Source organism: Sphingomonas sp. P4_G2, from assembly GCF_056401155.1.
The window spans coordinates 420,286-434,845 of sequence record NZ_JBFUJY010000004.1 but is presented as its reverse complement, the minus strand read 5'-3'; the positions used below and the strand labels follow the sequence as shown (position 1 = coordinate 434,845).

13 protein-coding genes are annotated in these 14,560 nt (G+C 61.8%); 4 read left to right on the top strand and 9 right to left on the bottom strand.

Translation table 11 applies throughout. The features are described 5' to 3' along the window. Positions 1–63 precede the first annotated feature (63 nt). The gene (locus AC1DRD_RS14185) at positions 64–1,572 is read left to right on the top strand and encodes a replicative DNA helicase (RefSeq protein ID WP_478029410.1); all 1,509 of its coding nucleotides are present in this window, start codon (positions 64–66) and stop codon (positions 1,570–1,572) included. 186 nt (positions 1,573–1,758) lie between these two features. Here AC1DRD_RS14185 and AC1DRD_RS14180 read toward each other — a convergent pair whose 3' ends face one another. From AC1DRD_RS14180 to AC1DRD_RS14150, 7 genes are all read right to left on the bottom strand, one after another. Beyond that, entirely contained in the window at positions 1,759–2,517 is a 759-nt protein-coding gene (locus AC1DRD_RS14180) for a phosphoadenylyl-sulfate reductase (protein ID WP_478029409.1), read from the bottom strand. After that, positions 2,510–2,941 (bottom strand): DUF934 domain-containing protein, encoded by a 432-nt coding sequence (locus tag AC1DRD_RS14175; RefSeq protein ID WP_478041856.1) that lies wholly within the window; start codon positions 2,939–2,941, stop codon positions 2,510–2,512. Before AC1DRD_RS14175 ends, AC1DRD_RS14180 begins: the two co-directional genes overlap by 8 nt. Beyond that, positions 2,934–4,565, bottom strand: coding sequence for a nitrite/sulfite reductase (locus tag AC1DRD_RS14170; protein ID WP_478041855.1), 1,632 nt, complete (start codon positions 4,563–4,565; stop codon positions 2,934–2,936). Before AC1DRD_RS14170 ends, AC1DRD_RS14175 begins: the two co-directional genes overlap by 8 nt. Next, positions 4,565–4,861, bottom strand: coding sequence for a DUF2849 domain-containing protein (locus AC1DRD_RS14165; protein ID WP_478029403.1), 297 nt, complete (start codon positions 4,859–4,861; stop codon positions 4,565–4,567). Before AC1DRD_RS14165 ends, AC1DRD_RS14170 begins: the two co-directional genes overlap by 1 nt. Continuing rightward, positions 4,858–5,646: a uroporphyrinogen-III C-methyltransferase gene (cobA, locus tag AC1DRD_RS14160; protein ID WP_478041854.1), complete on the bottom strand. Its 789-nt coding sequence runs from the start codon at positions 5,644–5,646 to the stop codon at positions 4,858–4,860. Before cobA ends, AC1DRD_RS14165 begins: the two co-directional genes overlap by 4 nt. An 81-nt stretch (positions 5,647–5,727) precedes the next feature. Beyond that, positions 5,728–5,916 carry a hypothetical protein gene (locus AC1DRD_RS14155; RefSeq protein WP_478041853.1) on the bottom strand — a complete coding sequence of 63 codons (189 nt, stop codon included), beginning with the start codon at positions 5,914–5,916 and terminating at the stop codon, positions 5,728–5,730. A 54-nt stretch (positions 5,917–5,970) separates the two neighbouring features. Then, positions 5,971–6,729 carry an AAA family ATPase gene (locus AC1DRD_RS14150; RefSeq protein WP_478041852.1) on the bottom strand — a complete coding sequence of 253 codons (759 nt, stop codon included), beginning with the start codon at positions 6,727–6,729 and terminating at the stop codon, positions 5,971–5,973. On the opposite strand from AC1DRD_RS14150, the gene AC1DRD_RS14145 reads away from it, so the two are divergent. The 3 genes from AC1DRD_RS14145 to AC1DRD_RS14135 all read left to right on the top strand — a co-directional run bounded on the left by AC1DRD_RS14145 (position 6,728) and on the right by AC1DRD_RS14135 (position 12,267). After that, positions 6,728–6,886 carry a hypothetical protein gene (locus AC1DRD_RS14145; protein ID WP_478041851.1) on the top strand — a complete coding sequence of 53 codons (159 nt, stop codon included), beginning with the start codon at positions 6,728–6,730 and terminating at the stop codon, positions 6,884–6,886. The two genes, AC1DRD_RS14150 and AC1DRD_RS14145, sit on opposite strands and share 2 nt — an antisense overlap. 45 nt (positions 6,887–6,931) lie before the next feature. Next, positions 6,932–11,170 (top strand): RHS repeat domain-containing protein, encoded by a 4,239-nt coding sequence (locus AC1DRD_RS14140; RefSeq protein ID WP_478041850.1) that lies wholly within the window; start codon positions 6,932–6,934, stop codon positions 11,168–11,170. A gap of 425 nt (positions 11,171–11,595) precedes the next feature. Continuing rightward, entirely contained in the window at positions 11,596–12,267 is a 672-nt protein-coding gene (locus AC1DRD_RS14135) for an REP-associated tyrosine transposase (protein ID WP_478041849.1), read from the top strand. Positions 12,268–12,358: 91 nt separating this feature from the next. Here AC1DRD_RS14135 and AC1DRD_RS14130 read toward each other — a convergent pair whose 3' ends face one another. Next, complete coding sequence (locus AC1DRD_RS14130; RefSeq protein ID WP_478041848.1) at positions 12,359–13,003, bottom strand: RHS repeat domain-containing protein; 645 nt, start codon at positions 13,001–13,003, stop codon at positions 12,359–12,361. Between the two features lie 143 nt (positions 13,004–13,146). After that, entirely contained in the window at positions 13,147–14,559 is a 1,413-nt protein-coding gene (gene astD / locus AC1DRD_RS14125; RefSeq protein WP_478041847.1) for a succinylglutamate-semialdehyde dehydrogenase, read from the bottom strand. Between the last annotated feature and the right edge of the window lies 1 nt (position 14,560).

Genomic DNA, 14,560 nt, shown 5'->3' with positions numbered 1-14,560 from the left:
CAATGCGATTATCCACAGCGCTGCTGGCTTTGTCCCGGCGGGGGAGTGGCGTAGAAGGGCGCCATGGCGACAGCGATTCATTCCTTGCCGGGGGCGGAGACGCCCTCGCTTCCGCAGAACGTCGAGGCGGAGGCCGCCTTGCTCGGCGCGATGATGATCGACAACCGCATTGCCGAGGAAATCGACAAGCTGACGCCCGATCATTTCTTCGAGCCGCTGCACGGGCGGATTTTCGGCGCGATCAAGAAGATGGTCGATGCCCAGATGCCGGCGACGCCGGTCAGCCTGCGGCCGATGTTCGAAGCCGATCCGGCGATGAAGGAATTGGGTGGGCCGGGCTATCTGGCGCGGCTGACTGGGTCGGGTGCGGGGTTGATCGGCGCGCGGCAATTCGCCCAGCAAATCTATGACTTGGCGCTGCTGCGCACCTTGGTCGGGGTCGGTCGCGAGCTGGTCGACAAGGCGATGGACACGTCGCAAGAGGTCAATCCGCGCGCGCAGATCGAAGCAGCCGAAGAGGAATTGTTCAAGGTCGCCGGCGACGGCGGCAGCGAAGCATCGGTCAAGACCTTTGCCCAGGCCTCCACATTGGCGGTGGCGATGGCCGACCGCGCGCTCAATTCGGGCGGCGGCGTGTCGGGGGTCACCACCGGCCTAAGCTCGGTCAACGGCAAGATGGGTGGCTTCCATCGCTCCGACTTGATCATTCTGGCGGGGCGACCGGGCATGGGCAAAACGTCGCTAGCCACTAATATCGCGTTCAACGCGGCGCAGCGCTACATGCAGGACGAGCAGGACGGGATCGATCCCAAGCAACGGATCGGTGCCAAGGTAGCGTTCTTCAGCCTCGAAATGTCGGCCGATCAGCTCGCGACGCGCGTGCTGGCTGAACAGTCGCGCATCTCGAGCCAGGAACTGCGCATGGGCAAGATCAGCCAGGCGGACATGGATCGGTTGGTAGTGACCGCCGGCGAATTGCAGAACCTGCCATTCGTGATCGACGACACCGCCGGCCTGACGATCGGGCAACTTCATACGCGGATGCGACGATTGCAGCGGCGCCACGGCGAAAATGGCATCGGGATGGTGGTAGTCGACTATCTCCAGCTGCTGTCGGGCAGCGGTTCGCGCGCGAGCGACAATCGCGTGCAGGAGATTTCGGAGATCAGCCGCGGGTTGAAGACCTTGGCGAAGGATCTTAACGTGCCTGTACTGGCGCTGTCGCAGCTCAGTCGTCAGGTCGAAAGCCGCGAGGACAAGCGCCCGCAGCTCTCCGACCTTCGCGAGTCGGGGTCGATCGAGCAGGACGCCGACGTCGTGCTGTTCGTTTATCGCGAGGATTATTACGTCGCCGCGCGGGAGCCCAAGAGACCGGTCGATGGCGACGACGCCAAGGTGTTCGAGGACTATACGAAATGGGGCCAGGAAATGGAGCGCGTCCATGGACTGGCCGAACTGATCGTCGCGAAGCAGCGTCACGGATCGACCGGCAAGGTCATCCTGCGGTTCGAACCTCAATATACGTTGTTCAGCGACTACGCCGGGGACTATGCCAGCCCGGATTATGAATAGTCCGTAAGCCCAGCGAAAGCCAGCTCGTCACCCCAGCGAAAGCTGCGGTCTCGGGCAATATTGCGCTTTCGCCCCATAACCGTCATCCCAGCGAAAGCTGGGATCTCAAACGGTATCGCGATACGGCTGGAGACCCCAGCTTTCGCTGGGGTGACGATATTTAGAAAACCGGCTCGGTGATGAGCTTTAGAAAACCGGCTCTTCGCCTGGCTTTTCGGGCACGTGGATCCCGCATTCGGTCTTTTCCCAGCCGCGCCAGCGGCCCGCGCGCGGATCCTCGCCCGGCAGCACTTTCGACGTGCAGGGCTGGCAGCCGATCGACGGATAGCCGTCCGCCTCGAGCGGGTGGCGGGGCAGATCGTATTCGGCGAAATAGGCGTCGAGATCGGCCTTCACCCAATCGCCGAGCGGATTGACCTTGAGCCGGCCGTCCTCGATCTCGAACCGCGCGATGTTCTGGCGGGTTTGCGACTGGAACGCCTTGCGGCCTGAAATCCAGCTGTCGAGCCCGGCCTTGGCGCGCTTCAGCGGCTCGACCTTGCGGATCTCGCAGCAGCCGTCGGGATCGTAGGACCAGCGCAATTCCTGCGCGTCCCTGGCGGCGAGCACGACCGGGTCGGGCTTGACCGTGCGGCTGTCGGACAGCCCGAACGTCTCCATCAGGAGATCGCGATAGTCGAGGGTTTCCGGGAACATCTTGAGCGTGTCGACGAACACTACCGGCGTCGCCGGATTAGCCCGCGCGATGAGGTGGAGCAGCACCGCGCTTTCGGTGCCGAACGACGACACCACGGCCGTGTTGCCAAGGATCCCCTCGGCAAACAACACTTTCAGCATGTCGAGCGTGTCGACCCCGGCGAACCGCGCGTTGAGCGCGTCCGCATCGGCCTGGGTAAAGGCCGGGGAAGTGTCGATCACGTCGATCTTGCGCAATGCTTCACCCATGCCGGAGTTTCCACACGGGTGCCGCGCCGTCGGCGGCGGCCTGATAATGGTATTCGTAGCGATCGAGCGACGCCTTGAGAACCGCAGGATCGATCGGCGCTTCGGGTGCGAAGCTGTCGAAGCCGCAGCGACGCATGAACGGCACCTGGTCGACCAGCACGTCGCCGGCGGCGCGCAACTCGCCGACATAGCCAGCCTCGCGCAGGACTCGTGCCGACGAATAGCCGCGACCGTCGCGATAGACGGGAAAGGATACCTCGATCAGCGACAGGCGATCGAGAAAGGGAATCAGCGCGCGCGCGTCATCGCCCGATTCGAGCCGCACCGCGGTCGCGTTGGTCTGATCGGCAAGGAACGAATCGAGCGTCACCGCCGGCTCGTCATGTGCTTCGTCGTCGCGGAAGCGCAGCAGGTCGTCAGCCATAGATCGCTTCCTTGAATGGGTCGATGCCGACGCGACGGTAGGTATCGAGGAAGCGCTCCCCGTCCTCGCGCACTTGCAGATATTTGTCGGTCACGCGCTCGACCGCATCGACGATGCCGTCCTCGCTGAAGCCGGGACCGGTGATCTTACCCAGGCTTGCGTCTTCGGCGCCCGATCCGCCCAGCAAAAGCTGATAATTCTCAGTGCCTTTCTTATCGACGCCCAATATGCCGATGTGCCCGGCATGATGGTGCCCGCAGGCATTGATGCAGCCAGAGATCTTGAGCTTCAATTCGCCCAGTTCGCGCTGGCGACCGAGATCGGCGAAACGCGTCGCGATTTTCTGTGCGACCGGGATCGAGCGCGCATTGGCCAGGCTGCAATAATCGAGGCCGGGGCAGGCAATGATGTCGCTGATCAAATCGAGATTGGCGTCGGCAAGCTTGGCGTCGGACAGTCTCTGCCACACCGTATAGAGGTCGGCCTTGCGGACGTGCGGCAGGACGATGTTCTGCGCGTGGGTGACGCGTAGCTCGTCGAACGAATAACGCTCGGCGAGATCGGCCATGACGTCGATCTGGTCGGCCGAGGCGTCGCCGGGAATGCCGCCGACCGGCTTCAGGCTGATATTGACGATTGCATAGCCCGGCTGCTTGTGCGGCTTGACGTTCTGGTCGAGCCAGACCGCGAAATCGGGGTCGCTGCGGTCGATGGCGTCGCTGGCGCCAGCTTCGAACGCCGGCGGCGCGAAAAAGGCGGTGATGCGCTCGAGTTCGGCTGCGGGCGGATCGATGCCCAGCGCCTTGACCAATGCGAACTCCTGCTCGACCTGGCGTCGATACTCGTCCGCACCGAGTTCGTGGATCAGGATCTTGATACGCGCCTTGTAGATATTGTCGCGCCGGCCGTAGCGATTGTAGACGCGCAGGCACGCCTCGAGATAGCTCATCAGATCGTCGGCGGCGACGAAGTCCTTGATTTCGGGAGCGATCATCGGGGTGCGGCCCATGCCGCCACCGACGAAGATGCGGGCGCCGAGCGCACCGTCGCGCCTGACCAGCTCGATGCCGATATCGTGCAGCCGCATCGCCGCCCGATCTTCCGGCGCCGCGATCACAGCGATCTTGAACTTGCGCGGCAGATAGCTGAATTCGGGGTGGAAACTGCTCCACTGGCGGAGCAATTCGGCCCAGGGGCGTGGGTCGGCGATCTCGTCCGCGGCGGCCCCGGCGAACTGGTCCGACGAGATATTGCGGATGCAATTGCCGCTGGTCTGGATCGCGTGCATCTCGACCGTCGCGAGGTCGGCGAGGATATCCGGCGCGTCCTCCAGCTTGATCCAATTGTACTGGATGTTCTGACGCGTGGTGAAATGGCCGTAACCGCGATCGTATTTGCGCGCGATATGCCCGAGCATTCGCATCTGACGGCCGTCGAGCGTGCCATAGGGCACCGCTACGCGCAGCATATAGGCGTGGAGCTGGAGATAGAGGCCGTTCATCAACCGCAGCGGCTTGAACTGGTCCTCGGTGATCTGCCCGGCGAGACGGCGGCGCACCTGATCGCGGAATTCGTCGACCCGCGCATCGACGATCGCCTGGTCAAATTGGTCGTATTTGTACATCAGATAACCCAGTTACCGGCGTTGGGATCGCTTGGCTTAAGCGTCAGATCGGGCCGCACGGTCGGGCCCAGGGCGCGAATGCGGTCCTTGATATGCGCGGGGCGGGGTCCTTCCGATGTTGGAGTGGCGTCGATGATATAGCCGCCGTTGACGCGGCGTGCGCCGTCCTCGGCCTGCAGGATCGCGTCGCCCTGATCGCCAACATCGGCGGCATCCTCGATATGGCGCGACCAGCCGCTGCCGGTCCACCAGATCACGTCGCCGGTCGGCAGATCGTTGCCCGTCAAGATCTTCACGCCGCTGCCTCCGCCATCTTCGCCCAGCGTGCGAGCTTGTCCTCCGCATCGGACAGCTCGACGACTTCACCGACGACAATGATCGCCGGGCTCTGCACCTTCTCGCGCTCGACCATCGGGCCAAGGTCGGCGAGCAATGTCTTGATCGCGCGATGCCCGACCAGCGTCCCGCGCTCCAGCACCGCGACCGGCATATCGGGCGCGACGCCATCGGCCATCAACTTGTCGGCGATATCCGGGCAGGTCGCGACGCCCATATAGATGACGAGCGTACGGCCTTTGCCAGCTAGCCCCGACCAATTCTGATCGGCCAGGCCCTTGCACTGGCCGGCGACGAAGCTGACCGCGGACGAATGATCGCGATGGGTGAGGGGTAGCATCGCTTCCGCCGCGCAACCGAGCGCAGCCGACACGCCGGGAATGACCTCGACCGGCAGGCCGGCGGCGCGCACCGCTTCCACCTCTTCGCCGCCGCGGCCGAAGATGAACGGATCGCCGCCCTTCAGCCGCACGACGATCGAGCCGGCCTTCACATGCGCGACGATCAGCGCGTTGATCGCGTCTTGCGACAAAGTGTGCTTGCTACGCCGCTTGGCGACCGAGATGCGGTGCGCGTCGGCCGGCGCGATGTCGAGCACCGCCGGGTCGATCAGCCCGTCATGCACGACGACGTCGGCGCTCTTGAGCGCCTCAACCGCGCGCACGGTGAGCAGGCCGGGGTCGCCGGGGCCGGCACCGACCAGGATGACGCGTCCACGCGCGTGCGGATCGAGAAGTGTCGCCATGATGCAGGGCAGATGGGCCGCGGACGCGGCACGGGCAACCGACGCTTGCTACTGGCTGGAATAGCGAAACTTTGCGGCGCGTCAGTCCTTACCGCCCGATGCGCGGCTAGCGAGCTCCTGCGCGCGACGCATCAGGCGCATGGCTTCGTCGATCAACTCGCCGGCGAACACCGGATCGGACTTGCCCACCGCAATGGTCAGGCAATTGCCGGCTTCGGTTTTGAGACGGAGCGCGCGGGCGGGAATGGACAGGTCGTTGGCAGGCTTCACATCCCGGCTAATTCACGAATCGCGGACGGGTTCCACATCTCATCGCAACTTGATTCAGTTCGTCCCGACCCGTTCGAGGATGAAGGCAAGACGTTCGGCGACGCTGACCTTCGGCAGCAGGATCACGTCGTATCCGAGCGCCGGATAGGCGATCGCAAGCCGATCATATTCGGCGACCGCCGAGGCGAAATCGTGCCGCCGCTCGGCGTCGGAGACGAACAATTCGGGCCAGGGCGGGGCAAGGAAGACCTGGCTGGAATAACGGTAGCGCGCGGCAAGATCGGCCAGCACCACTTCACCCGTCAAGTGCTCAAGCGCGACCGCGGCGTCTATGAGCCCGCGGTCGAAGAAGACGGGGCCGGGCAGGGCTCGCGCCGCTTCATGATCCTGCCTGGCCAGTGCACTGATCCGGCGCGCAAAGGCGATGCCGTCGATCCACGGCACGGCTTCGCCGCCCGACGCGAGCTCTTCGCGAACCACACGTCGGCCCGGCTCCTCGATCGTGGCGAAGCCGCGCCGGGCGAGTTCGGCGAGCACGCTTGACTTCCCACCGCCTGAGCAACCCGAAATGACGAAGAAGTCGCTCATGCGCTCACGCCAAAGTGGAGCGATGAAGAAGTCGCGGCGCGACTCACCTTCTTGTCCAGAACGGACACGATTTGTTGGTTTATCAAATAGTTTCCATTGCCAAGTTGGAGATTGTGAAACAGCCTCTGCCGTGTTCCGAATCAGGGGGCAAATAATGGCTCGATTAGCTACGGCGCTGACTGTCTGCGCCGGTTCGATAATGCTCGCCGCAATGGCGACCGGCATGGCCGGGGCATCCGAGACGGTCAATTACACTTATGATGCCAAGGGGCGACTGGTGAAGGTCGCTCATACGGGCACCGTCAACAACAACGTCGTGTCGAACTACAGCTTCGACAAGGCGGACAACCGCGTCAACGTGAACGTGACCGGCGCGCCGTAGGGCAGTCATTTTTCTCGCTTTTCCATTTCCTGCAGGGGTTTCACCATGACGAACTCGACCCATGTCGAACGTGCGCGGTTGCGCGCGCGTCGCGCGTTGCTGGCGGTGTCGACGATACTTTGTTCGGGGCTGGCGGTTCCGGCCTATGCCCAGGTCGCCGCCCCATCTCCCGTCCGTAGCGACATCGATGCCAATGGCGTCGATCTGTTCTTGGGTACGGCAAATGTCGATGGTCCGACGCTGTCGGTCGGCGATGGCCAGAAACATGGGATCACCTGGCGGAAGTTCGTTCGCGGCGCAAAGGGATGGGGTGACTCGCTCACGGCGACGCTGACTGTCAGCGGCACAACGGTCTATGTATCATTCGGAAGCGTCACCGACAGATTCACGAACTCGGGCGGTGTCTATACATCGACCGAAGGCGACGGCGCCACGCTGACGTCAAGCGGGTCCAATTACACCTATACGGCCGCTGATGGGACAGTAACGCTGTTTTCGACTGTGTATGTCGGCTTCTACCCTTACGGGAATATTCAGGGGAATGTCGTTAGCGTCACCAAGCCGGATGGGACGGTATTTTCTTATTCATACGATAATTATTCGTTTTGTTCGAAGACAAAAATCGTCGGCGATGGTGAAGTGTGTGTTCAACACACCACCGCCTATCGAATAAGCACGGTTGCTAACTCCCAATATCGGCTGACGTTTCAATACGGTAATTGGGATCCCGACGCGATCGACCCCAATGTGGCTTATAGCGAGCCACCGGGCTGGGGAGATGCCACCGGCGTGTCGGTTACCAATTTGGCGGTAACGGGAGCTTCGGTCCGCACCCAGAGTTTCACTCCTTCGAGTTCCGGATCCAACAGCTACCTCACCATAGCGGATGCGATGGGTCGCTCGACCACCTATCGCGAGAATTACAATTCGACCGCTGGTGGGCTGATCGTCGCCGGGATCAAGCGGCCTGGCAAAGCGGCCGAGGATATCACGATCGGCTATGACGGGTCGGGTCGGGTATCGAGCGTGACCAATCCGGTCGGAACGACGACTTATGGCTATGCGGACGCTGCTGGTGTTCGCACCACGACCGTGACCGATCCCGGCGGCCATGCGACCGTCTACACGTTCGACATCGCGTCCAACCGCAGGCTCAGCATGACCAATCCGCTGAGCAAGACGACGAGCTGGCAATATGACGCGAACGGCCGCGTCACACGCGCGACGGCGCCCGAGGGCAATTACACCCAATACACCTATGATGCGCGCGGCAACGTCTCCGAGACGCGTAACGTCGCGAAGAGCGGGTCGGGTCTGTCAGACATCGTCACGACCGCGAACTATGACGCGACCTGCAGCAATGCCGCCACCTGCAATCAGCCCAATTGGACCAAGGACGCCAAGGGCAACCAGACCGACTACACCTATGATCCGACCACCGGCAATCTGCTGACCGTGACATCGCCCGCAGCGACTGCCGGCGGGACGCGGCCGAAGGCGACCTACAGTTATACCGCGACCAGCGGCGTCCAGTTGCTGACGGGCACCTCGACCTGCCAGACGACCGCATCTTGCGTCGGCACGGCCGACGAGGTGAAGACGACGATCGGCTATAACAGCAATCTGTTGCCCAACACGGTGACCAAGGCTGCCGGCGACGGCAGCGTGACGGCGACCACCACGATCGGCTATGACGATGTCGGCAACGTCCAGACCGTCGACGGCCCGCTTGCCGGGACGGCGGACACGACGACCTATCGCTACGATGCCGATCGCGAACAGGTGGGCGTCGTCAGCGCCGATCCCGATGGTGCGGGCGCGCTCAAGCGCCGCGCGGTACGGACGACGTATAACGACCGCGGCATCGCGACTCTCGTCGAGGCGGGAACGGTCAACGGCACTGCCGATACGGACTGGTCGGCCTTCAGTTCACTGCAACAGGTCGCCACCACGCTCGATGCCGCTGACCGCAAGGCGCAGGTTGCAGTGACCGCTGGCGGCACGACCTATGCGCTGACTCAGTATAGTTACGACACCGACGGCCGGCTCGATTGCAGCGCCGTGCGGATGAAGCCGAGCACTTACGGCTCGCTGCCCTCAGCCTGCACGCCGACGACGGGTACTGGTGATGCCGATCGCATCACCAAGATGACCTATGACAATGCCGACCGCGTCACCAAGACGACCTCGGCCTATGGGACTGCGGACGCGTCGGACGAGGCGGCGGCAACCTATAGCGACAACGGGCAGGTCGCGACGGCGACCGACGCCAATGGCAACAAGACCAGCTATACCTATGACGGCTTCGACCGGCTGTGGAAGACGAACTATCCGTCGACCACGAAGGGGTCGGGCACGAGTTCCACGACCGATTACGAGCAGTTGACGTACGACGCCAACGGCAACGTCACCACGCGCTTGCTGCGCGGCGGAACGCCGATCAACTTTGCCTACGACAATCTCAACCGGGTGACCTACAAGGACCTGCCGCCCGGCGATCCGGATGCCGCCTATACCTATGACTTGCTGGGGCGCCTGCTGACGGTAATCAAATATACGCAGACACTGACCTTTTCCTATGACGCGCTCGGCCGCAATCTCACCCAGGGCGGACCGCTAGGGACCGTCGGTTATCAATACGATGCTGCCGGCAGGCGGACACGACTGACTTGGCCGGACGCTTATTATGTGACCTACGATTACCAGGTCACCGGCGAGATGACGACGATTAAGGAGAACGGCACGACCACGTTGGGGACCTATGTATATGACGATCTTGGTCGGAGGAAGACGCTGACCCGCGGCAATGGCGTGGTCACTACCTATTCGTTCGATCCTGTCTCCCGCCTGTCGTCGCTGGCCTCGGACCTTACCGGCACGACCAACGACCTTACGCTAGGCTTCAACTACAATCCGGCCTCGCAGATCACATCGACGACGCGATCCAACAATGCCTACTCGTGGACCGGCGCGGCCAACGTCGCGCGCAACTACACGTCGAACGGGCTCAACCAGTATAGCGCCGCCACCAGCACGACTTTCGGCTATGATGCGCGCGGCAACCTGACCAGCTCGGGCAGCAACACCTATACCTACAGCACGGAGAATCTGCTGCTGACCGGGCCGAGTTCGGCGAGCCTGACCTACGATCCGTTGATGCGCCTCTATCAGTCGGGCAGTGCTACGGTCGCCGCGAGCAACTATCTCTATGACGGTGACCAACTGATCGCTTCGTACCTCGCCTCGTCCGGCGCCTTGACGCAACGCTATATCCTGGGCCCGGGAGCGGATGAGGAGTTGCTCGAGATTACCGCGGCGGGTGCCAAGACCTGGGCGGTGGCCGACGAACGCGGTTCGGTGATCGGCGGAACCGATGCGTCGGGCAATAGCGTCGGCATCAACGCCTATGACGAATATGGCATTCCGGGCGTCAGCAACACGCTTCGGCGTCAGTATACCGGGCAAGTCTGGCTGCCCGAGCTTGGCATGTATTACTACAAAGCGCGGATATACTCGCCGACGCTCGGACGGTTCATGCAGACCGATCCGATCGGCTATGGCGATGGGATGAATTGGTATAATTATGTGGGTGGGGATCCGGTGAATGCGTCTGATCCATCGGGGATGCTCACTGATACTGCTGTTATTCACGGCGACGCTGGTGGTGGTTGGGTAAGCTTCAACAGCTGGGACGCTTTCGTTAATGGCGTGCCGGGGGCGATCTTTACACCGGAAGCGGGTGAACAACCCGATGAGCCCGATATCATCGTTACAGGACATCAAACCAAACCAAAGCCTCAACCCAAAGCAGGTGGGCGAACGGCGAAGCCATTTTATTGCAAGCTTTTTAGAAACGGATCTGGAGTGGCTGGAATTGGTGCATCAGCATCTGGAAGTACTCCATCAATTCCGGGTACTCGGAGAGGCTTTTCTGGAAGCGTGTCGGGCGGCCTTCTTATTGATGGCAAGTGGAACATTGCCGCATACTTCACCGCCGGGGGGTACAGTTCCATCGGCACGGGGAGTGCGAACGGTGGCCTGACAGCGTTAGGTTCAAACAACGCGCGATCAGTCGCCGACATGCGCGGCCTCTTCTCGTCACAGACTGGGAATTTAGGGCCAGCTAATGTCGAAACTTTTCAAGGCACGGGTGCAGATGGGAAGCCCGTCAGTGGTATGTCTACAACGCTAGGCGGCGGAACGGGAGCATCTGGCGGCGTCGGAGCGACAGACACGTTTTTGTCGAGAAGTATTAATCTCATGTCCTTGATAGGATGCCAATAATATGTCGCTCGTAATTTCACGGATTGCCAAGTTTTTACTGCCAGTGTCTTTCATTATATTTTTTGGATGCGCTATTCTTTTCAATAGGACCTTACAGAAGGTGCCGAGATATGATTTGACGCTATGTAAAAAGCGTCATGATAATCTTTCTGTACTGGAGATAAAAGGAGAGAAAATCTGTCTTAGTCGAACGGATGCCCAGCGCATAAATATTTTATCTTACGGAGGAGATGGTGGGGCTGGGGTATTCGGTATATCTCTTCTATTTTTAATATATGCTCGTAAAAGATTGGGAATAAGAGGTTAAAAAGCCACCATTTAAGATGCTGGGAATTACGGTTCGAATTACGGTTCCAGTTTACTAAAAGCACCAAATTGGAGCCAGTTCGCCGCCGTGCGTGGCCGGCATGGGCTATCGCCGCGCCATGCCTCGTCTCCCTCGCCTCGTGCTGCCCGGCTATCCATATCACGTGACGCAGCGCGGCAATCGCCGGCAACAGGTGTTCCTCGGGGATGCCGACTACGTACTCTACCGCGACCTCCTGGCTGAGGCTGCGCGACGCGCGGGCGCTCAAATATGGGCTTATTGCCTGATGCCCAATCACGTCCATGTCATCGTGGTACCATCAGACGAGGACGGCCTGCGTCGTACGTTCGCCGATGCGCATCGCCGCTATACCGGCTTCATCAATGCGCGCCAACGCTGGACCGGGCATTTGTGGCAAGGTCGGTTCGGGGCGGTGGTGATGGATGAGGAGCATCTTGGCCACGCGATGCGCTATGTCGCGCTCAACCCGGTGCGGGCACGATTGGTCGATCGCGCGGAAGATTGGCCGTGGTCGAGCGTCCGCGCGCATTTCGCGGGCGTGGACGATGCATTGGTCACCGTCCGACCGGCGCTGGACCGATATGACGATTTCGCCGCCTTTTTGGGTACGCCCGCAGACTATACAGAGGCTTGGCAAGCGCTGCGAAAGTCGGAGACAAGCGGCCGGCCGATCGGCGCGCGCGATTGGATCGAGGAGATCGAGAAACGAACCGGTCGGACACTCGCGCCGCAGAAGCGCGGCCCGAAGCCAAAAGCTTCGTGCATTTAGTAAAGTGGAACCGTAATTCCCGTAATGCCCGTTCGTTTGGGCAACCGATCGATCACGAGAGAGACGCGCGCGCTGATCGAAACTTCCGGGCTTAGATGCGCGCTACCCAGTCGACGTTGATATACGCCTTGCGCTCATACCAAACTCGGAATTCCAGATGATGGCCCACACGCGTAGAATCTACCGTGAAGGGTAGCTCGAAGACTTGATAGGCCATGGGCGCTGCGAACGAGGTCCATGTTAATGCGCGGCTAGCAAGGACCTGGTTCGCATCCGCATCGTTAACGTCCAGCACCACCACAGCACCGGGGCTGGGGTTAGAATTGTTGTCGATCATTATCCGCCAGACGGCGGTGTGACCTCCCGCCGGGACGCCGTTCGTGTAGGGGCCATAGACCATTGCAGTGACGGGTTGGCCTGTATTGGCGGCCCAGCCAGAATATTCGGCATAGCCGGTCGCGTGGGGGAGGGCTTCCGCTTCCCATTTTTCCTGAGAAGAATTGGTGTCGGTCTGGCGCTGTACGGTAACGTTGGCACGATTGTCGGCAGGGTCGAACGAGTAGGTCGACTTTACTCCGTCGCCGGTTTGGACAGTCGTTAGCCGGCCTAGCGCATCATATTGATATGTGGTCGCAGACGATTGGCCGTAGGCCGGCGGCGCAGCGATGCTCGCGGCAAGGCTCAGCGCCAGGAAACCAGCTACCGCGCCGACTGGAGACGCCTTCATCTGTGCCATGAATCCCCCCGACCGTTGACTCCGCAATAGCAGCAACAGGCCAGGAAAAATCGATCAATGCAAGTGACTTATCGGTCAATATTGGTGCTAATTTATTGTAGGTAGGCATCCTCGGGAGTACAGGCCGAAACCAACCGGCCGGCTTACCTCTCCCGCAGCCCCACCGCGATAGACGCGCGCGCCTGATCCGCCTCGTTCGACACCACCGGATAGGCGCAATAATCCGCCGCATAGTACGCGCTCGGCCGGTGGTTGCCGCTCCACCCCACGCCGCCGAACGGCGCCGCTGAACTCGCGCCATTGGTCGGGCGGTTCCAGTTCACGATCCCCGCGCGGGCATTGGCCCAGAAGCGGTTATAGAGGTCGGGCGTCTGGCTGATCAGGCTGGCCGACAGGCCGTAGCGGGTGTTGTTGGCCTCGGCGATCGCCTCGTCGAAATCGGTCGCGCGGATGACCTGGAGGATCGGGCCGAACAATTCGATGTCGGGGCGGTCGGCCATGTCGGTCGCGTCGAGGATGCCGGGGGTCAGGAACGGCTTGTCGTCGAACGGCCGCTCCATATGGCGCAAGGGGCGACCGCCGCGCATCATCAGTTCTAGAAAGCTTTCGGTCAGCAGGTCGGCGACCTCATTGTCGATCACGGGGCCCATGAAGGGCTGCGGGTCGGCGTGCGGATCGCCGACGATCAGCCGGCTGGTGAGCTTGAGCAGCTCGGCCATCAGCGGCTCGTACAAAGCCTCGTCGACGATCAGCCGGCGGGCGGCAGTGCAGCGTTGACCCGCGGTGGTGAAGGCGGACTGGATGATCACGATCGCCGCGGCGTGGAGATCGGGCGTGTCCCACACGATGATCGGGTTGTTGCCGCCCATTTCGAGCGCCAGGATCTTTTCGGGGCGGTCGGCGAATTGACGGTTGAGCGCGATGCCGGTGCGCGCCGACCCGGTGAACAGCAGGCCGTCGATGCCGTCATGCCCGGCGAGCGCCTTGCCCTCGGCCGGGCCGCCGATCAGCAATCGCGCGCAGCCCTGGGGCACGCCAGCCTCGTGCAGACAATCGATCATGAACGCGCCGGTCGCGGGGGTCTTTTCGGACGGCTTGAACACTACCGCATTTCCCGCGATCAACGCAGGGACGATGTGGCCGTTGGGCAGGTGCGCGGGGAAATTATACGGTCCCAGTACCGCCAGCACGCCGTGCGGCTTGTGGCGCAGCGCCATGCGGCTGCCCATCGGGGAATCGAGCTGGCGCTGGCCGGTGCGCTCGGCAAAGGCGCCAGCCGAAATGTCGACCTTGGCGATCACCGAATCGACTTCGGTCTTTGCTTCCCATAACGGCTTGCCGGTCTCGCGCGCGATCAGGTCGGTGAAGGCATCGCTGCGCGCGCGGACGACATTGGCATAGCGGCGCAAGGTCTCGATACGGAAGGTGACCGGCTTGGCCGCCCATTCGGCCCAGCTTTCTCGCGCGGCCGCGACTTCGCTATCGGCATCGCCGATCGCATGGCGCCACAGCAAGGCGCCGGTCGCCGGTTCGTAGGAAAGAAGTTCATCCGACATC